This is a genomic window from uncultured Psychrobacillus sp., from assembly GCF_938022135.1.
In the GTDB taxonomy this organism is placed as follows: Bacteria; Bacillota; Bacilli; order Bacillales_A; family Planococcaceae; genus Psychrobacillus.
The window spans coordinates 63,241-83,053 of sequence record NZ_CALIED010000015.1 but is presented as its reverse complement, the minus strand read 5'-3'; the positions used below and the strand labels follow the sequence as shown (position 1 = coordinate 83,053).

Sequence of the window (19,813 nt, the reverse complement as noted above, 5' to 3'; positions counted from 1 at the left end):
TGGAGCTAGACATCAATTTATCCACAGGTTCAGTATTTTATAATTTCCTAAACAACAAAAAAAGAAACCCCGAAGGATTTCTCTTTTTGATTTAGCCAATTGGTGGGTGTATTGGGATAGTGTTTGTGCTTGAGCCAATCGGTGGGTGGATCGGGATAGAGTTTACTTCGCCGCTCGCACTAGATCCGATTGGTGGATGGATAGGAATAAAAGCGATTGCAACACCTGCTAATGTAGCTAAAATTAGGGCTTTTGTAGATTTTTTCATCATGGAAACTCTCCTCTATTGATTAGTTAGTAGAACGACTTTCTCAAATTTACCTTCTTGACGGTAATAGTCCGTTAAGATAACAAGGAATTGATGGTGAATCTCTTTAAGATTTTCTCCTCTTGCTGTATAGGGAACTAATTTTTCCTCTAAAAAGGTCATCGCCTTTTCCCTCTCACCCTCCAACAAAAATAAATAAAAGCTGGAAAACAATCGATAATGCATGATTTGCTGCTTTTTAGCCTCGGACTTCAACAAAGTAAAGCTTTCCTTACATGCTTCCCATTGCTCCAAGCGGAACTGGGTTTGCGCCAAATTATATAGGCACAAGAGATAATTATCAGAATTCGCAGGGATAATGGCTTTACTTTTTTGAAAGTACTCTAAAGCTTGCAAATAATCTCCCATCCTCAGGTGTAAGTCACCTATATTGTGATAGATTTTTGGAAGGAGATGTTGCTGGTTAAGCAATTCTATGCTTCTTAACAAATGGGTATACGTATTTAATGCTTCGTTGAAAATTTTGGCCCGTGAGTAGTTTAAAGCAAGCGACATAAGTGTATGAAGGATTCGTTTGAAGTTGTATTGGTTACTATAAAATTGCAATGCCTGCTTACCGTATATGATCGCTAAGCTAGACTCTTCTAAATGTCCCTTTACAACTGCTAGATGATAGTGAAGCTCTCCGGTAAACGATCCTAACTCAGCTTGATCGTGAATAATTCGAGTAAGTTGCTTATCTGCCTCTTCAAATCTCCCCCTTAACATTAAAATTAAAGCACCCATGTATAAAAGTAAATACTTCTCATATTGGGAAAAATTTTGTTTTTGGGCATGTAGCCATTTTAGCTGATATTCTGCAGCGTCTCTATTATTTATTAATAGATAATAGCGTAGTTTATAAAGTTCGTATAGATAAATATGATCCGTAAACACGATAAGCTCATGATAGCCCTCTAAAGTTTTAAAAACTTCTGTTGCCTTTTCCTCTTCTAAATAATGAATATGACATAAGAAATCCTTTATTAAATCGAAAATTTGTTTTTCATTTGCTTGTACATCTTGTAAATCAATTTTTAAACGCTCCAGCAATAAACGGATCGTCTCAACATTGGCTTCCTTACTGTTATTTTCTATTTTGCTGAGATGAGGCACAGAACATATTCCATTAGCAAGACTTGTTTGCGTTAATCCTCTCTTTGTTCGATAAAATTTTATTAGCGAGCCAATCCTCATAGTACCCCTCCTAATTATTGTAAGATATTTTTTCCCAATAAACATAATTTTCAAAATGTGTTAGTTTTAATATTGTACTACAAAACTAAACCGAAAAGGAGTTTTCACAGATGAGCAAATTTAAAATCGCACTAGCAAGCCTCTTAATTGCAGGTTCACTTGCAGCACCGGTCCAAGCAAGCTCACCGGAAGAAACACCATCCTCAGTAGAGGACAGAAATTCGAATGTCGGGGTAGAAAAGTTTCGGGTGTATGTAGAAGCCAATAACAAGGCGAACAAAGCATCCTTGGCTAATCAGTACGAAGTAAGATGGGAGCTTTCGGAAAATGGGTTCTCTACGGATATGAATGAAAAGCAATTCCAAGCTCTTCAAAAAAATAAGAACATTACCGTAACAAAGGTTCCAACTGTAACACTGGATCTGCCAGCAGAATCTATTACACAACCAGCAGATTTCGAGACTGCAGCAAACGCATCTCAGAAGACTCCTTGGGGCATTAAAGCAATTTACAATAATAGTAGTTTAACCTCCACTTCAGGTGGAAATGGCATTAATATCGCGGTATTAGATACGGGAGTAAATAGAAATCATACGGATTTAGTAAATAGAGTAGAACAGTGTAAAGACTTTACAGGTTCTACTACGGTGATCAACAATAGCTGTTCTGATGGTAATGGACATGGTACTCACGTTGCTGGGACAGCCCTTGCAGATGGCGGCAGTGACAAATCAGGAGTTTACGGTGTAGCGCCTGCAGCAGATCTATGGGCATACAAAGTGTTAAGCAATAGTGGCTCAGGTAGCTCGGATGATATTGCAGCAGCTATCAGACACGCTGCTGATCAAGCGGTTTCTACAGGAACAAAAACAGTTATCAATATGTCATTAGGATCTTCTGCAAATAATAGTTTAATATCAAGTGCAGTTAACTATGCGTATAGTAAAGGTGTATTAATAGTTGCAGCGGCTGGAAACTCCGGTTACGCGCAAGGAACAATCGGATATCCAGGAGCATTAGTAAACGCTGTTGCTGTAGCGGCACTTGAAAATGTACAAGAAAATGGGACTTATCGTGTAGCAAACTTCTCTTCTCGTGGCTATGCTTCTACAGACGGTGATTATGTAATTCAACAAGGGGATGTAGAAATCTCTGCACCTGGAGCTTCTATCTACTCTACTTGGTACAATGGTGGATACAACACAATTAGTGGAACATCTATGGCATCTCCACACGTTGCTGGACTAGCTGCTAAAATTTGGGCACAAAACCCATCTTGGTCTCATACTCAACTTCGCACAAACTTACAAAATAGAGCTAAAGCAGTAGATATTAAAGGTGGCTACGGAGCAGCAACTGGAGACGACTACGCTTCAGGATTCGGTTTCGCTCGCGTACAATAATCTAATCGACAAATTTTACTAAACGTAATCATAAGTAAAATTATTATAGTAAATATAACTACCATAAATAATCTATAAAACAACAAAACTGCACCCCGCCAATACTGGGGGTGCAGTTTTGTCTATTAAACAACGTTATTAAATCGAGTGCATTACGAGTGCATTACAGGTGCCTGGCACCTGCAATGCTCTCGTAATAATATTGGTATAGTTTCCCCTTTGTTTCAATCGGCGTGAATTGTTATACTGAGATATTTTACAAGTGCCAGGCACCTGTCATAATGTTAGTAGTTTTTGATTTGGTTTGTTGGTTTTGTTTGGATTTGTAGGCCGTATTCGTTTGTTATTCCTTCTATCGAGACGATGGTAAGTGGACCTGTTAGCTTGTGGTCTTTTCCTTGGTCTATGAGTTGGCCATCGCTTTTTCTTGTGCTGAGTAGACCGAAGTCTATTGAGAAGGCACCTTTAGTTTGGGAGAAGATGGTTTTGTTTTGGTTGTTGGTGTATTTAACCTTCGTGCCATCTCCATCTACTACGATAATAGAGGCTTGTTTAGTAATGATTGCTTGGTCTTGTGCGATTACTGCGCCATTGGCGTATTGGACTGGCGAAACGGTGAAGGTGATTTTTTCGTTGGATAGGTCATCGTCCTTGCTCGTTCCTTCTGTTATACTCCCCACTGCAAATGGACCTTCGACTACCCTCAAGGTTGTTTCTCCCCATCCTACGTAAGCCGGTATAGCTTTACCTGCAGTTTGCTGAAAGATAGAGAAATCAGTTACGGCATTTGTATCTACTTCAGCTACAAAGGTCCAGTTCCCTTTACTATCGGCCTTTGCCTTACCGATGGATGTGCTATTGTTTTTGAAGAAAAACAATTCATAGTTAGGTTCTGCTGTGCCTTTTAGCTCCACTTTGTTCCCATGGATGCGATAACCGGAAGTGCCTGCCTTGACCGCAAATTTTGTGTCTAGCTTGACTGCTGCTATTGATGCATTCTTTGATATATTAAATAAGGAGGTGGAAACTTGGTGGTATTCACCATTAATAGTGTCGCCAATATCCAGCCCACTCTTAAAGCTGTCCAACGACACATTTATTCCTTCATTTTGAAAGATGTCATTATATATCTTCCAGCTATACTTAACTCCCTCTGTGGTCACAAAATAATTGTTTTTATTATCGATAAATCTCACTGTTTTATTCCCAATCGCACCTTCTTTTGGCGGAGCATAAAGATTAAACACTCCAGAAGTCTGCGTTTCTACAGCCTTATTTTTAACGATTTTATGAATAGCAATAGTTTTATCTAACGCAGCTTGATTGGAATTATTGGCTGTGAAAACAATTTGTATTGCGCCATTCTTATCCGTCTGAGCATTAACCGACTTAGCACCTGCATTATTGTTAGCTGCTCCATTTACAGAGATTAGCTTGACGCCAGCTGGTATATCAATTCGAACTGCTTGATTACTCGTGTTATTAAAGACAGTCGAGAGTGACAAAACCTCTGTCGTTTCTTTATGCTGAATGTTTTTATCGCCTATATAAACAGGTGATATATTTCCTGGAACTGCAAAGCTCACCGAACCATTTTTATATTTAATCGTATAGGTAGTTCCAGGTACCTGTACAGATGTTTTTAATGTAACGTTAAATCCATCACTGCTCAGAGATGCACTACTAATAGTCATCCCATTATTGGCTGTGAAATCGGATGCCTTTACAGAAGAAATAGATCTATTTAACTTAACGAGTACGGTCGTGTTATCAACACGAGTGACAGCTACTGCATTCATCGGTAAAGCATTGTTAATATTATTAATTGCTGCTTGTAGGCTTTTTTCCCACTTTAATGTTTCAGCAGTTAAAATCGCCTGTGCCTCATATACTTTAGCTGAAGCCTCTGTGTATCGTCCTCTGTTTAAGTCCTCTTGGGCACCCTTAGCAAGCATATGAACCGTCACATCATTTTTTAGCTCTGATATTAGCTTTTCAGCCGGGCCTTTTACTGCTCCTCTAATTCGATCACGTGTCGATTGACCATATACACGGTCTAACAGAATCGTCTGCTTTCGAAATTCTGCTGTCATTTCATGATAAGCCTTTTCCACTTGATCTAAATTATTTGCCTGTACCGCTAAGGATAGCGCATTTGTCTTTGCATGTATTTTACTGCTTGCTGTAATAGCATCTAAATAGCCCTGTGCACGCTGTAGCTGAGTTTTGGGCTCTATCAATAAAGACTCGTACTTTAATTTCTCCGAAAAGCTAGCCTTTGCAAGGGCAGCCTCCACTTTTCCAATTGCTTGCTTCGCATTATTAAATTGTTTCCACGGCTGATTGACCCCATCTGCCGACCCCTCCACCGAAATTGCCCACTTCAATACATTTCCAGCATTTTGTGCATCCACAACTAACTGGTTTAAGTTTGATGTGGCTTCAACCTGAGACCCTGGAGTCACGGCAATTATTGCTGAAGTAGCTACCACTGTAGATAAAATCAGCTTTCCGCTTTTATTCCTCATATTACTCTCCCTCCTATCGTTTATCGCTCAAGCCAATATATGTTCAAGACATATAAACTTATGAGAATAAGAGAGATTAGAAAAGCGCAAGCGCCTATCCCTGCCCCGACAGGCAAATGGAGAAAAGCGAGGAGGCAGCTCCTCAGCCACCGCTGCTTTTATCTATTTGACCCCGAGGGGCAAGGCGGTGGAGCTAGACACCAATTTATCCACAGATTGAGAATTTTATAATTTCCTAAACTATAAACAAAAATACCTGCAAAGCACTAAGTGCTCTGCAGGTACTTTGTTATTAGTCTTGAGTTTCTTCTTTAATTCCGTATTTTTTGTTGAAGCGATCAACACGGCCATCCGCAGCTGCGAATTTTTGACGTCCAGTATAGAATGGGTGACATTCGTTACAGAACTCGACTTTAATGTCTGATTTTACAGAACCAGTTGTGAATGTGTTACCACATGAACATGATACTGTTGCTTCTTTGTAATCGGGATGAATTCCTGCTTTCATCTCTATCTCTCCTCTCGCCCTGAACCATCTGGAACAGAGTTGGTTATGAAACTGATACCTTACACGATCCGATTGATGTCAATCGCATATGTAGCAGAAATGTATAAACTTACGTTTCATATAATAACATGTCTTCACGTTCTAGACAAGTCATTAGTTTTTGTTTAATGACTTGTCTTAGAAGTTATTTTGGGAACGTGGAGTGTCTGTACAAAGTGTTTTCGTCTATACACGCTAAGAACTAAGCCTATTAAGAAAGCATTGAGGACGGTTGGCATAAATCCATAGCTAAAAAACGGTAGTGATATCGATACAATTGGAACTAACCCAAGTGTCATTCCAATGGCATAGATGAATTGTGTTGAGAAAATTGTAATACATCCTGTAATGATTAATCTTCCGAAGGAGTCCTTCACGGAAGAAGTAATGTGTAAAAAGCGCATAATCACTAAGCTTAGTATTATAAATATTCCAATCGCCACAGCTAAACCATAGGATTGAATTAGATGTCCAAACACTAAATCTGTATGTGCTTCAGGTAGTTTATAAGTCGTTCCTGCCCCAAACCATTTAGCTCCTTGTAGTAAATCTGTAAGCATTACATTCATATATCCTGTATATTCAGCATAACCTGCTGGATTTAAGAAGCCCAGTAGACGGTCTATCTGGTATTTTGCAATACTTCCATTTTGATAGCTGAACCATGCAAATATAATGTAGCTAACGATTAAAGTAGCCACAGCACCAAAAACTATACTTTTTTGCTTTCTTGAAAACTTACTTTTCATGAATAACACCGCAACAAGAGCTCCGTATATTAATAAAATTGACAAGTCCGCATTAAAGCTAAATAAAACAAATGAAATTCCTACTAGTACAGTCGCTTTCCATAAGGCAAAGTTCTGTTTAGAAAATAATGCTGCCCAGGCAATACAGTAAAGTGGGATCGCCATCCAAACCTTCAAACTAATAAATCCAACTTGGATCAATACTTTTCCGTTTATTTGTGCATTGTAAAAACTATATAAAGATATTATAAATAAGGAGGCAATGCCGAAAAAAACATAACCCAATTGTGCAAACTTTCGATAATCCAAAAACATTAATCCAAGAGCAACTCCAAAGCCTAAGATAATATGAATTACATGATTAGATAAAAACGCAGGAATCATATGACCATATCTGTACTCATAATGCGGTTGATTCAAAGCTATAATTGGCAAAAAGCTCAGTAATAATATTCCAATGAGTAAGGAGAGAAGCAGCCAATCTATTTTAGGCTTGTGGATTTCATTTAATGATTTACCGAGCACGGTAGGACTGCCCATTTCGGAAGCAGCTTTACCCTCTGCATCCTTTTCCGTATATCCTTTTGTCATCCAAGACATCTTCGAGTGTTCCATATGATTAGCTAGCTCAGCTTCCACATAACTTTTTGCCTCTTTAGAGCGAATATGTGCTATAACTGACTGTAAATATTCTTTAATGCTCATCTGTAGTCACCTCGTGAAATAACTGCCTTAGTGAGAAACGAGTTGCTGTAGAAGGATGCTTTTTCTGTAATAGCTTATGTCCTTTTTTCGATAATCTATAATACTTTTCTCCTTCAGTCCAAAAGGATTCTAGCTCACCGTTTTGTTCCGCCAGATGAAGTGAGGTATATACAGCTCCTTCATTACATCTAATAGATTTTTCTCCTTTTATATGTAGAATCTCCGCTAACTCACTCCCCGTCTTGGATTCTACTAAAAGAGGTAAAATCTCTTCTGTTAAAGCAGCTGGAGAGAGTTGTTTAATTTGGTCATTCACTTTTTGGCGATGTACCTCTGAAAATTGCAGATGCTCAAATGTATTGTTTTTCATAGCTTTTTTTAAGCCCTTCAATCGTTCTTCCATTCAGACCCCTCCAATATATTCTTTAATAGAAGTTTTCCTTTGCGCAGCCTCGTCTTAATGGTATTTTCATTAAGCTGCAAAACGGCTGCTGCTTCCTTCATGGTCAATTCTTCAAAATAAGCTAAGTAAATTACTTCACGATATTTAATAGGTAAGCTCATGACTGCCGCTGCAAGCGATGCATCCTCATCTTGCTGGACAATGATTTGTTCTACACTTGAAGACAATGTAGCTCTATTTAGAAACGCATCTTCTGTTATCCTAACATTTTGGTTATACCAGCTTTTTAAATAGTCCTTGGCATGATTGATGGCAATACGCCATAACCATGTTTTAATAGATGATCGTCCTCTATAGCTCGGTAACCCTTTGTAGCACTTCACAAAAATCTCTTGTGTTAAATCCTCAGCAATCGTTTCGTTATGTACGTAAGCATAGACTAGCTGCAATATATCCTGACCATGTGTACTCATCAGTTCATCGATGAGCTGCTCATAATTCTCGGATTTAGTATCCCCCATTAGCATTCGCTCCACCGTTGTCCCCCCTTTTGCACATTAGACGAGTGTGCAGATAGAAAAGTTTTCATTAATTATTTTTTCTTTATTTGTTAGCGATAAGTCCGTTCCGTTGGCACCTCTTCTAATTTCATTAAAAAAAGCAATATATCGAAATTGTGCCCTCTAAATCTACCGGAGCATAGATACTCTTTTTATATTACAATAATAACCTATTACACTATGAAGTAAATTTCTTACAACCAAACAGAACTAGCGTCGTCTAACAATTGAAAGGGTGTATAGGATGGTTCATAGAGAGGATATCAAAATGGAAGTCAGAATGGATATAAGTAATGAGGAAAAGCTCGAATGGTTGATGAATGAATATGGAGGAAATGTAGCTCGTTTAGCATTTACTTATATGAAGCAGAAACAACTCGCTGAAGATATTGCACAAGAAGTATTTATAAAGTGTTACGAGAACCTAGATAACTTTCGTTATGAGGCTTCTTACAGGACCTGGTTATATAGGATCACAGTGAACTTGTGTAAGGACAAGCTAAGAAGTTGGTCTTTTAGAAATCTCGTCCTGACAGAAATATTTTCTAAAACAAAAAGTATAAATAGCTCACCAGAAATGGAAATAATCAGTTTAGAAGACAAACAATTGATTTCTGAAAAAATATTATCTTTACCAGTAAAGTATAGAGAGGTTGTTATTTTATATTATTACGAGGAAATGTCCTATAACCAAATCTCTGACTTACTGAATATTAGCTTACAAACAATTAAGTCCAGACTACATAGGGCTCGTCTTTTGCTAAAAACCTCACTAGAAGGGAGCAAAATCAATGGATAAAATATTTAAAAACATTAAAAATAATATGAATCAAACCGTTCTAAAAGACATTGATTTTAATGAAAAGAATAAGAAAAAAGTAAGACAAATAATAGAAAATAGAAAAAAGAAACGCTTTCCACTTAAGCCGACCTTTCATTTTCTATTACCATTAGGTGCAACATGTCTGCTTTTTTTAGGGGTAGGCTATTTTACTCTAAGCGAGTTTGGAATTTTGTCTAAAGATAACAAAACTAGTTACTTAAATAACACCAGTGATAATGTTTTGCGTACTTCAGAAAACGAAGCCTCCCTTATTAAACCGCCTTTGTTGGAAGAATCATATGAAGACATGACTAAAGAGGAAGTCTTTGTAAAGCTTTTAAACACGGTAGATTATTTTCATACAGCAGCTGGAAAATTTGAAACTTATGACCTCTACAGTGATGATTCAGATAGTACAACTATTACCGAATATAAAATAAGTATAAAAAATAAAATCGGTGGCTATGAAAAAATTACAGACTTATTTGACGAAAAATTGATGGGTTCTAAGGAAGGGGTTCAGGAAATCAGTTATATGAACGGGGATATTTGGATTAAATCTCATGATACTAAGACTTATTTTGTCAGTGACTACCAACAGGCACCAACTCAAGAGGCGTTAACTCTAGAGGAAGCTCTTAGTATTAGCATAAAAGATATATATAAATCTGATAACGGGTTCAGGGAAGGTTCTCCAATTGGCCGTTCAGGTATATCCTTATTCCCCTATGAATTAGCCTCAATTTATTTAAGAAATATGAGTTTATGGGATATTGAAAAACAAAATGAGGAATTGTTAGGTCATAATACTATTGTTCTAAACGGAAAAATCGATGACCAAGTGAAAAGTCGTTTTAACATGAAAGGTACTACTGAGACATTTCGTTTTTGGGTAGATAAAGATACAGGTATATTAATAAAATATGAAACGTATGATGCAGATGGTGAACTAACTAGTTATCTCCATCCTGAACTTTTAGAGGTGAATAGTGAGATAAATCCACAAGAATTTGTACCAAACCTAGATGGCTTTAAACCTCACATCAAAAAAGACTTTTTACAAGTTGATCCTAGAGAAGAAGAGATAGAACTGGTAGACCAGGCTGATGGTGTTAAAGAAGATAGGGATGCCGTTTTACAATTACTTCGTAAGGATTTACCTTTTTTATATGAATTCACTCATCCAGACCTTAAACTTTTCTCAGCAAGCTATGAAAAGTATAAAAATTTTAACCATGGTTACCTCACTTATAATTACAAAGATGAAAAAGGTGTAGTATACGTTCGCGCTTATCATAAGGATTCTATTATTCGTACTTCAAGTGATTTTAATAAGGAAAAAGAAGAACCAAAAGAAAGCTTCACTTTAAATAACATTCAATGGGCAAGTTACGAACTAAACAATCCTATCGGTGCTCATTTTATTGGTTATAAAGGTGATTATAAATACGAAGTCGTTAGTCAAACAATTTCTTTAGAAGAAACCAAGGATTTATTAAAATCTTTTATTCCAACGAAACAATAATATTTGAAAGAGGGTCCTGACTAATATCAGAACCCTCTTTTATTCTTACAGATATTTGACTGTGTTTAAACTTTATAGTGACACTTTACCACTACGATGTGCTTTCATTTCCTCGCTCAATTGCTCGAAGAAACCTTCGTTCGTTTTCGTTAAGCGTAGTTTTTTCAAGAAACGCTCTCCAAAATCGGAAGAATCAGAGAAAGTTTTGCGAATAGCCCATAGTTTATCCAATTGGTCTTTAGGAATTAACAATTCTTCTTTTCTTGTTCCTGAACGACGGATGTCAATGGCCGGGAAGATACGACGCTCTGCTAGACTACGGTCTAGGTGAAGCTCTAGGTTTCCTGTACCTTTGAATTCTTCGTAAATAACTTCATCCATTCGTGATCCAGTATCAACTAAAGCAGTGGCTAAAATAGTTAAGCTTCCACCCTCTTCGATATTACGCGCAGCACCGAAGAAGCGTTTTGGACGATGGAATGCAGCAGGGTCAATACCACCCGATAAAGTACGTCCACTTGGCGGTATTACAAGATTGTAAGCACGTGCTAAACGAGTGATAGAATCCATTAGGATAATAACATCACGCTTATGCTCTACAAGGCGCATAGCTCTTTCCAAGACAAGCTCTGCTACCTTAACGTGATTTTCTGGTACCTCATCAAATGTGGAGCTTACTACATCAGCTTTTACAGAACGCTCGATGTCTGTTACTTCCTCCGGGCGTTCATCTATTAATAATACAATTAGCTCTGCATTTGGATGGTTCGTAGTAATAGCATTAGCAATTTCTTTTATTAATAAAGTTTTACCAGCCTTCGGTGGAGCAACAATTAAACCACGCTGACCATAACCTACTGGAGCTACTAAATCCATAATTCTAGTAGATAGCTTCTCTGGAACAGTTTCCAATTTAATATGGCGATCTGGATACAAAGGTGTTAGTCCTGGGAAATGAACTCGCTCTTTAGCAATTTCAGGATCTTCTCCATTTACTAGCTCTACATGCAGAAGACCGTAATAACGTTCGCTTTCCTTTGGTGGTCGTACTTTCCCTGTTACTTTGTCTCCGTTACGCAAATCAAATCTTCTAATTTGTGACGCGGAAATATAAATATCTTCGGAGCTAGGAGAATAGTTAATCGGTCGTAGGAAGCCAAAGCCCTCCTGCTGAATGATCTCTAAAACACCTTCCATAAAGAAAAAGCCTTCTTGCTCTGCACGAGATTTTAAGATTGCAAAAATAAGTTCTTTTTTTGATAATTTACTATAAGCAGCTATTTTATACTTGCGCGCAAGAGTATAGAGCTCTTTTAAGGTCATATTCTCTAGCTCATTGATCGTTGTTTGTGTCATTAGCACGCACCACTCTTTACTATATTTTGTTGTTTACTTATTGAAACTGGATAAAAGGAAAGAAGTTTAATTAGAGGATACCCGATAGAGAACTATCGGGTATACAAAGAAGTTTAGTTTTATAGTACTAAATTCGGTTTTTTGTTTAAGCTGTGACGGCCTTCTACGAAACGAATAGTTCCGGATTTGGCGCGCATTACGATAGAATGCGTGGAACCAAAAGCGCCTTTGAATTGTACTCCACGAAGAAGCTCTCCATCTGTAACTCCAGTTGCAGCAAAGATTGCATCATCGCCTTTAACAAGATCTTCCATACGTAAGATCTTGTTAACATCTAGCCCCATTTTTTTACATCTTTCAAGTTCTGCCTCATCCTGAGGAACAAGCTTCCCTTGAATTTCTCCACCTAAGCATTTTAATCCAACTGCTGAGATAACTCCTTCTGGAGCTCCTCCCATGCCGAATAAAATATCAACACCAGTATTATCAAAAGCAGTGTTAATCGCTCCAGCTACATCGCCATCGGTAATTAGCTTGATGCGAGCGCCTGCTGCTCTAATTTCTTCGATAATTTTTTCATGGCGCTGACGACCTAGGATAGTCGCAACAACATCTTCAATATCTTTGTTTTTTGCACGAGCAACAGCACGTAAATTATCAAGTACAGATGCATTTATGTCTACTTGGCCAACGGATTCAGGTCCTACTGCCAGTTTTTCCATATACATATCTGGTGCATGAAGTAAATTTCCGCGATCTGCAATTGCTAGAACTGCTAAAGCATTCCAGCCACCAGAAGCTACAATATTAGTACCTTCTAAAGGGTCTACTGCTACATCTACTTGAGGACCTCCTGTGCCATGGCCAAGCTTTTCTCCGATATATAGCATCGGTGCCTCGTCCATTTCACCTTCCCCAATTACTACAACACCCTCCATAGGGATAGTGTCAAATACTGTACGCATTGCAGTAGTTGCTGCATCATCTGCTTCATTTTTTAATCCTCGTCCCATCCAGCGAGCAGATGCAATAGCGGCTGCTTCAGTCACTCGGACTAATTCCATTGATAAACTACGTTCCATTTCGTTTGTGCCTCCCGTATTACGGATTGTATATATATACATACGAATTTGTTTCTTCCGATATCATTGTAGCATATTTGTCAAATAAGAAAAGCGCAATCGCCTGTCTCTGCCCCGACAGGCAAATGGGGAAAAGCGAGGAGGCAGCTCCTCAGCCACCACAGCTTTTTACCATTTGACCCCGAGGGGCAAGGCGATGGAGCTAGACATCCAGAAAAGCGCAGGCGCCTGTCTCTGCCCCGACAGAAATTACTTAAGATATGTCTAATTTCTAAAAAAATGGAGAAAATACCCTCCATTTTTCTAGCTATTATTTTGTTCGATTTCCAGGACTTCCACTCTTCTAATATCTGCACCTATACCTTGTAGCTTCTCGATTAATGAGCTATATCCTCGGTCTATGTGGTAAATATCTTGAATTTCGGTTTCACCGTCTGCTATTAAGCCTGCTAGTACCAGAGCAGCCCCTGCGCGAAGATCACTCGCTCGAACGGTTGCAGCCTCTAGCTTAACAGGTCCGGTTAGCACAGCAGTTCTACCATCTACTCTTCCATTTGCATTCATGCGGCGTAACTCATCAATATGTTTAAACCGCGCTGAATAAATAGAATCAGTAATGACCGAAGTTCCGGTAGCTTGTGTCAATAAAACAGAAAAAGGTTGCTGAAGATCCGTGGCAAATCCAGGATAAACAAGTGTCTTAACGTCAACAGCTTGTAAATTTGTCGTTTTAGGAATAAATACCTTCTCTTCAAACTCTTCTACAGCTACTCCCATTTCTCGAAGCTTAGCAGTTAAAGCTTCCACGTGAAATGGAATGACATTATCAATGGTTACTCCATCACCCGCAAGTGCAGCCATAATCATAAAAGTGCCAGCCTCTATACGGTCCGGAATAATCGTGTGCTTTGTACCGTGCAGCTCTTCTACCCCATCAATACGAATCACGTTTGTTCCTGCACCTTTAATATTAGCTCCCATATTTGAAAGTAACGTTGCCACATCAATGATTTCTGGCTCTTTTGCGGCATTTTCGATAATAGTTCTACCTTTTGCTAGGACGGCAGCAAGCATGATGTTAATTGTGGCGCCCACACTTACAACATCTAGATATATTTTTGATCCAACTAGCTCGTCTGCTCTTAAATAGATTGCTCCGTGCTCATTGCTCACTTCTGCACCTAACGCTTCAAACCCTTTAATATGCTGGTCAATTGGTCGAGGGCCTAAATGACAGCCGCCCGGCAGCCCAATAGCTGCTTTTTTGAATTTCCCTAGCATAACACCCATTAAGTAATAAGATGCTCGTAACTTTTTAATATTACCATTAGGCATAGGCATATCTACAACATTTGTCGGATCTATCACCATAGTCCCCTCAGAGAAGGTTACTTTTGCACCAACCTCTTCTAAAATTTCCTTTAGGGTGAAAACATCCAATATTTCAGGTAAGCCTTCTATTGTAACGGGAGAATTAGCCATCAACGAAGCGGGAATAAGAGCTACTGCACTATTTTTTGCCCCACTTACTTTAATCGTGCCACGGAGGGTGTTTCCTCCTTTTATTTTATAAACTTCCATACCGTTCTCCTTCGTGTTGGTTACTCGCTTTTTCTATTGTTCCAATCCGCTAGGAAACCTTCAATTCCTTTATCAGTTAAAGGATGATTGAATAATTGTTTTAAAACTTTAAATGGGGTAGTAGAGATATGTGCACCATTTAATGCTGCATCCGTAATATGCTGTGGATGTCTGATTGAAGCAGCGATGATTTCTGTGTCAATGTTATGGATAGAGAATATAGTTGAGATTTTAGCAATCAATTCCATACCATCATGGCCAATATCATCTAAACGTCCTAAGAAAGGAGAAACATATGTAGCACCAGCACGCGCTGCCATTAGTGCTTGGTTTGCACTGAAGATTAAAGTTACGTTAGTTTTAATACCTTCTGCACGGAAAACCGAACATGCTTTTAAGCCTTCTGGTGTCATCGGAAGCTTAACTGTGATGTTTGGTGCAATTGCAGCTAGCTCTCTACCTTCTTTAATCATACCTTCTGCATCTAAAGCTATAACCTCTGCACTTACTGAACCATCTACTAAAGCTGTGATTTCACGTAAACGATCGTGAAAAGAAATATTTTCTTTTGCTACTAAAGATGGATTTGTAGTAACACCTGAGATTACTCCCCATGAGTGTGCTTCTTTTATTTCGTCAAAGTTTGCTGTATCGATAAAAAATTTCATATTAATAATATCCTCCTCTTGATGGAAAAACAGGAGAAGTCCCTCTTGTCACTCTACTTAAGAGCCAAAGAGCACTTCTCCTTTATAGCTATTTATATTACTTATGCTTTATTAGAACTTCCGAATTCACGCATTTTTCTAATCACAGTTGCTTTTATTGCATCACGTGCTGGGATTAAATACTTACGTGGATCGTATTGTTCTTCATTAGCTGCTAGGTATTCACGAATTGCTTTTGTTGCAGCAATTTGGTTTTCTGTATTTACATTAATTTTAGCTGTACCTAACGAAATAGCTCTTGTAATGTCTTTTGTTGGAATACCAGTTCCGCCATGTAGTACTAACGGTAAATCAGCTAACTTAGAAATTTCTTCCATTTCATCAAAACCTAAGTTTGGTTCACCTTTATACGGACCATGAACGGATCCAAGAGCAGGTGCAAGACAGTCAATTGCAGTGCGTTTTACAAGCTCTGCACATTCTGCTGGGTCGGCATAAATAACGCCATCTGCTATTACATCGTCTTCTTGACCGCCAACAGTCCCTAGCTCTGCTTCTACGGAAACACTGTGAGCATGAGCATACTCTACCACTTTTGAAGTAATTTCTACATTTTCTTCGAAAGGATGGTGTGATGCGTCAATCATGACAGAAGTAAATCCAGCATCAATTGCAGCCTTACATTTATCAAAGCTTGAACCATGATCTAAATGAATTGCTACCGGAACTGTAATATTATAGTCCGCCATTAATCCTTTAACCATATGTACAACTGTTGTAAATCCGCCCATGTATTTTGCAGCGCCTTCAGAAACACCTAAAATAACTGGTGACTTTTCTTCTTCAGCTGCTTGTAAAATAGCCTGCGTGAATTCCAAGTTATTAATGTTGAATTGTCCAACTGCATAGCCTTCTTTTTTACCCTTTTCAAGCATTTCTTTCATAGAAACTAAAGCCATTTAAAAGGACCTCCTATATTTTAATTGGTACATCGCAAATAATTAATCAAATGCTTAAGCAGGACACACATCTAAACGTTCCACATAATAAAATACCCTATATTTTGTCCAAATAAACTGTTTAGAGTTAGCCTACTCATTTCCTACACAATCATAACAAAAACAGGCGATGTTTTCCACTGCCTGCTCATACCCTCATTATTTTAGTAAATTGTTCACAGCATCCCTTACTTCAAAAATATCAAAGGGCTTTGTAAAATAGAGAGATGCGCCTAAGCCCATCGCCTCTTGAATGAGATTTAACTCACCATAAGCGGTCATCATCATCACTGGTAATTCAGGTGATTGTTCTTTTATTTTTTTTAAAATTTGAATCCCATCCATACCTGGTATTTTCATGTCCAATAATACACCAGCAATCGGCTTTTCTTCTAATTGCTTCAATGCCTCATAACCATTTGATGCTAGGCTAATCTCGTACCCTTCTTGAGCGAAAACTTCTTTTAAGAGCATCCGTATCCCAAGTTGATCATCTACAATTAGTAACTGTTTCATGAAGGAAGACCCCTTTTTACCGTATTTTCTAGTAATGTAATATTCGCTACAAACATTCCTCTTTCCTCCTTTTTCTGTTGAAAATATTATGATAAAAAGGATAAAATTTCCTAATAATTGACACATTTTTTATGATTGCTATACAAGTTACTATAATGATTATCCAAATTCTTATATAATAATTTAGAGGTGAAAAGAATGAAAATGTTAACAACACAACTTTCCGGGCTGCTCCAAAGAATTGCTAGCTCCGAGGAAGAAAGCATAGAAGAAACTGCTCGCCTCCTTGCACAAGCGGCTGCAGGGGAAGGGAAAATCTATTTTGCAACGTTTGATGAAATGCATAGCATTGCGATAAATGCACAGTATGCTACTGAGCCATTTCCAAAAATGGAAAGATGGAGTCCTGATGTAGAGTTTACTAGCGCAGACAGAGTTTGGATCATTACTCGCTCCGCTCTTAATGATGAGGCAATTTCGCTTGCTAAAAGCTTAAGTGAGCAGTTTATCCCTTTTGGCGTGTTAACTAGCGAGCCGGCTGGGGACGATAATTTGTTATTTGATCTTGCATATACATATATATCCTTAAAGATTTCTAAAGGACTACTTCCTGCTGAAGATGGCTCTAGAGTAGTTTTCCCACACGCACTCGCTGGATTGTTCGTATATGAGGCTGTTAAATTACAAATCGACGAAATACTTAAAAGTGAGGAATAAATATCAGGTATAAAGCTAGCTGCCAAAAGCTAGCTTTTTTTAATGATAAAAATATACAAACATTATTCACTAGAATTAGAGCCTGCCTCGTGACTTTAACGGTTGTTTGTTTCTGAAGGAAACTTTCTTCCTTCCGCTAGTTCGCTCTGACTAGTTTTACGACAATAGAACGGTATTTTACTACAATCACCCGCTACTTTACGACAATCAGCCCACTTTTTACTACAATCCCTTGCCTGCTAACTCGCTCTCACCAAAAAAACTTTATGTATAGTAGACATATTATCTTACATCAAAGTTTCATATGTAATTGGAATATTTGAAATTTATATGATTTTTAATTGAATTACTACTTGGCGCTTCCTTCCCTACCTCACTAATCCTATTATAACCTATACTGTATAATAATTACATTGTTGTTTATGTGAAGGATTATCACTTTTATGTACAAAAAAAGCATCGAACATTTTACAAAAGAGTAAAGTGCTCGATGCTGTCTTTTCATTTTTCTATCTTCAATTATTCTCCAACGGAAGCTTTAATGAATTCACGGAATAATGGTTGTGGACGCTGCGGGCGAGACACAAACTCCGGATGGAACTGAGATGCTACGAAGAAAGGATGCTCAGGAAGCTCAACGATTTCGATTAAACGACCATTTGGGCTTGTCCCAGAGAACATAAATCCAGCAGCCTCGAATTGCTCACGGAACTCATTGTTGAATTCATAGCGGTGACGGTGACGCTCATATACAAGCTCTTCGCCGTAGGCTTCTTGTGCTTTAGAGCCAGGTGTTAGTTTACATGGATATAATCCTAGACGAAGTGTACCACCAAGGTCCTCTACGTCTTTTTGTTCTGGTAATAGATCAATAATAGAGTGTGGTGTGCTTGGATCTAACTCAGTTGAGTGTGCTCCTTCTAGGTTTAACACGTTACGAGCATATTCAACTGTTGCTAATTGCATACCTAGGCAGATTCCGAAGAAAGGTACTTTGTTTTCTCGAGCAAATTTAATCGCTGCAATTTTACCTTCTACTCCACGATCTCCAAATCCACCAGGAACAAGGATACCATCTACGTCAGAAAGAATTTCAGCAACATTTTCATTGCTTACGTGCTCTGCGTTTACCCATTTAATCTCTACATCTGCATCAAATGCATATCCTGCATGTTTCATTGCTTCTACAACAGAAATGTATGCATCTTGAAGCTCTACGTATTTACCTACTAGACCAATACGAACTTTTTTCGATAATGATTTTACTTGATCTACTAATCCTATCCAGTCCGTCATATCTGCTTCTGGCGTAGTAAGCTGGAAGTGATCTACAACGATTTGGTCTAAATGCTGAGCTTGTAGGTTTAAAGGAATTTCATATAAAGAATCTGCATCGATACATTCAATTACTTCTTCCGGTTTGATATCACAGAATAACGCGATTTTATCTTTCATATCTTGTGGCACAGGCATTTCAGAGCGAACAACAATGACATTTGGTTGAATTCCTAAGCTTCTAAGCTCTTTAACACTGTGCTGAGTTGGTTTTGTTTTCATCTCACCAGCAGCTTTGATAAATGGTACTAGCGTACAGTGGATGTACATGACATTATTACTTCCAACATCGCGCTTCATTTGGCGGATTGTTTCTAGGAAAGGAAGTGATTCTATATCCCCTACTGTTCCACCAATCTCCGTAATCACGATGTCCGCTTGAGTTTCTCTCGCAGCAAGGAATAATCTTTCTTTTATTTCATTTGTAATATGAGGAATGACTTGTACAGTTCCGCCGTTATAATCTCCACGACGTTCTTTTCTTAAAACGGACGAATACACTTTACCTGTTGTGATATTAGAGTATTTGTTCAGATTGATGTCGATGAAACGCTCATAGTGACCTAAGTCTAAGTCTGTTTCTGCACCATCGTCTGTTACGAAAACTTCCCCATGTTGATATGGACTCATTGTTCCAGGGTCTAGATTGATGTAAGGATCGAATTTTTGAATAGTTACTTTCAATCCTCTATTTTTTAATAAACGTCCAAGAGACGCAGCTGTAATACCTTTACCAAGCGAAGATACAACCCCACCAGTAACAAAAATAAATTTAGTCATTGTCGTTCCTCCTATTTATCGTGTTCCAATAAT

18 protein-coding genes are annotated in these 19,813 nt (G+C 38.2%); 4 read left to right on the top strand and 14 right to left on the bottom strand.

Going from position 1 to position 19,813, the window contains the following annotated elements; genetic code table 11:
- Positions 1-91: 91 nt before the first annotated feature.
- Positions 92-271: a hypothetical protein gene (locus Q0371_RS03290; protein ID WP_298468228.1), complete on the bottom strand. Its 180-nt coding sequence runs from the start codon at positions 269-271 to the stop codon at positions 92-94.
- A gap of 12 nt (positions 272-283) precedes the next feature.
- Complete coding sequence (locus Q0371_RS03285; protein WP_169361462.1) at positions 284-1,504, bottom strand: tetratricopeptide repeat protein; 1,221 nt, start codon at positions 1,502-1,504, stop codon at positions 284-286.
- 110 nt (positions 1,505-1,614) lie between these two features.
- Here Q0371_RS03285 and Q0371_RS03280 point away from each other — a divergent pair, with 110 nt between their 5' ends.
- A complete protein-coding gene (locus Q0371_RS03280) occupies positions 1,615-2,907 on the top strand; it encodes a S8 family serine peptidase (RefSeq protein WP_298468226.1) in 1,293 nt (430 codons plus the stop codon).
- 284 nt (positions 2,908-3,191) lie between these two features.
- Here Q0371_RS03280 and Q0371_RS03275 read toward each other — a convergent pair whose 3' ends face one another.
- The 5 genes from Q0371_RS03275 to Q0371_RS03255 all read right to left on the bottom strand — a co-directional run bounded on the left by Q0371_RS03275 (position 3,192) and on the right by Q0371_RS03255 (position 8,366).
- Positions 3,192-5,435 (bottom strand): hypothetical protein, encoded by a 2,244-nt coding sequence (locus Q0371_RS03275; RefSeq protein WP_298468224.1) that lies wholly within the window; start codon positions 5,433-5,435, stop codon positions 3,192-3,194.
- A gap of 292 nt (positions 5,436-5,727) precedes the next feature.
- Positions 5,728-5,943 (bottom strand): 50S ribosomal protein L31, encoded by a 216-nt coding sequence (gene rpmE, locus Q0371_RS03270; RefSeq protein WP_169359455.1) that lies wholly within the window; start codon positions 5,941-5,943, stop codon positions 5,728-5,730.
- A 164-nt stretch (positions 5,944-6,107) separates the two neighbouring features.
- Positions 6,108-7,436 carry an FtsW/RodA/SpoVE family cell cycle protein gene (locus Q0371_RS03265; RefSeq protein WP_298468221.1) on the bottom strand — a complete coding sequence of 443 codons (1,329 nt, stop codon included), beginning with the start codon at positions 7,434-7,436 and terminating at the stop codon, positions 6,108-6,110.
- Complete coding sequence (locus Q0371_RS03260; protein ID WP_298468218.1) at positions 7,426-7,839, bottom strand: helix-turn-helix transcriptional regulator; 414 nt, start codon at positions 7,837-7,839, stop codon at positions 7,426-7,428. The genes Q0371_RS03265 and Q0371_RS03260 overlap by 11 nt, the downstream gene beginning before the upstream one ends.
- Positions 7,824-8,366 carry a sigma-70 family RNA polymerase sigma factor gene (locus tag Q0371_RS03255; RefSeq protein ID WP_298468233.1) on the bottom strand — a complete coding sequence of 181 codons (543 nt, stop codon included), beginning with the start codon at positions 8,364-8,366 and terminating at the stop codon, positions 7,824-7,826. Before Q0371_RS03255 ends, Q0371_RS03260 begins: the two co-directional genes overlap by 16 nt.
- A 301-nt stretch (positions 8,367-8,667) precedes the next feature.
- Here Q0371_RS03255 and Q0371_RS03250 point away from each other — a divergent pair, with 301 nt between their 5' ends.
- Both Q0371_RS03250 and Q0371_RS03245 read left to right on the top strand, forming a co-directional pair.
- The gene (locus Q0371_RS03250) at positions 8,668-9,198 is read left to right on the top strand and encodes a sigma-70 family RNA polymerase sigma factor (protein ID WP_298468215.1); all 531 of its coding nucleotides are present in this window, start codon (positions 8,668-8,670) and stop codon (positions 9,196-9,198) included.
- Positions 9,191-10,747, top strand: a complete 1,557-nt coding sequence (locus Q0371_RS03245; RefSeq protein WP_298468212.1) for a hypothetical protein — start codon at positions 9,191-9,193, stop codon at positions 10,745-10,747. The genes Q0371_RS03250 and Q0371_RS03245 overlap by 8 nt, the downstream gene beginning before the upstream one ends.
- 72 nt (positions 10,748-10,819) lie before the next feature.
- On the opposite strand, the gene rho is transcribed toward Q0371_RS03245, so the two are convergent.
- The 6 genes from rho to Q0371_RS03215 form a co-directional block, all read right to left on the bottom strand.
- Positions 10,820-12,103, bottom strand: coding sequence for a transcription termination factor Rho (rho, locus tag Q0371_RS03240; protein WP_169359451.1), 1,284 nt, complete (start codon positions 12,101-12,103; stop codon positions 10,820-10,822).
- Between the two features lie 119 nt (positions 12,104-12,222).
- On the bottom strand, positions 12,223-13,185 hold the full coding sequence (glpX, locus tag Q0371_RS03235) for a class II fructose-bisphosphatase (protein WP_169359450.1): 963 nt from the start codon (positions 13,183-13,185) through the stop codon (positions 12,223-12,225).
- A gap of 303 nt (positions 13,186-13,488) precedes the next feature.
- Entirely contained in the window at positions 13,489-14,766 is a 1,278-nt protein-coding gene (locus Q0371_RS03230) for a UDP-N-acetylglucosamine 1-carboxyvinyltransferase (protein ID WP_169359449.1), read from the bottom strand.
- A 20-nt stretch (positions 14,767-14,786) separates the two neighbouring features.
- Positions 14,787-15,434: a fructose-6-phosphate aldolase gene (gene fsa, locus Q0371_RS03225; RefSeq protein ID WP_169359448.1), complete on the bottom strand. Its 648-nt coding sequence runs from the start codon at positions 15,432-15,434 to the stop codon at positions 14,787-14,789.
- A 101-nt stretch (positions 15,435-15,535) separates the two neighbouring features.
- On the bottom strand, positions 15,536-16,393 hold the full coding sequence (locus Q0371_RS03220) for a class II fructose-bisphosphate aldolase (RefSeq protein WP_298468207.1): 858 nt from the start codon (positions 16,391-16,393) through the stop codon (positions 15,536-15,538).
- Between the two features lie 198 nt (positions 16,394-16,591).
- Positions 16,592-16,948, bottom strand: a complete 357-nt coding sequence (locus Q0371_RS03215) for a response regulator (RefSeq protein WP_169359446.1) — start codon at positions 16,946-16,948, stop codon at positions 16,592-16,594.
- A 198-nt stretch (positions 16,949-17,146) separates the two neighbouring features.
- Between Q0371_RS03215 and Q0371_RS03210 the strand changes: the two genes are divergently transcribed.
- On the top strand, positions 17,147-17,665 hold the full coding sequence (locus Q0371_RS03210; protein ID WP_169359445.1) for a DUF2529 family protein: 519 nt from the start codon (positions 17,147-17,149) through the stop codon (positions 17,663-17,665).
- A gap of 519 nt (positions 17,666-18,184) precedes the next feature.
- On the opposite strand, the gene Q0371_RS03205 is transcribed toward Q0371_RS03210, so the two are convergent.
- On the bottom strand, positions 18,185-19,780 hold the full coding sequence (locus Q0371_RS03205; protein ID WP_169359444.1) for a CTP synthase: 1,596 nt from the start codon (positions 19,778-19,780) through the stop codon (positions 18,185-18,187).
- Positions 19,781-19,813 lie beyond the last annotated feature (33 nt).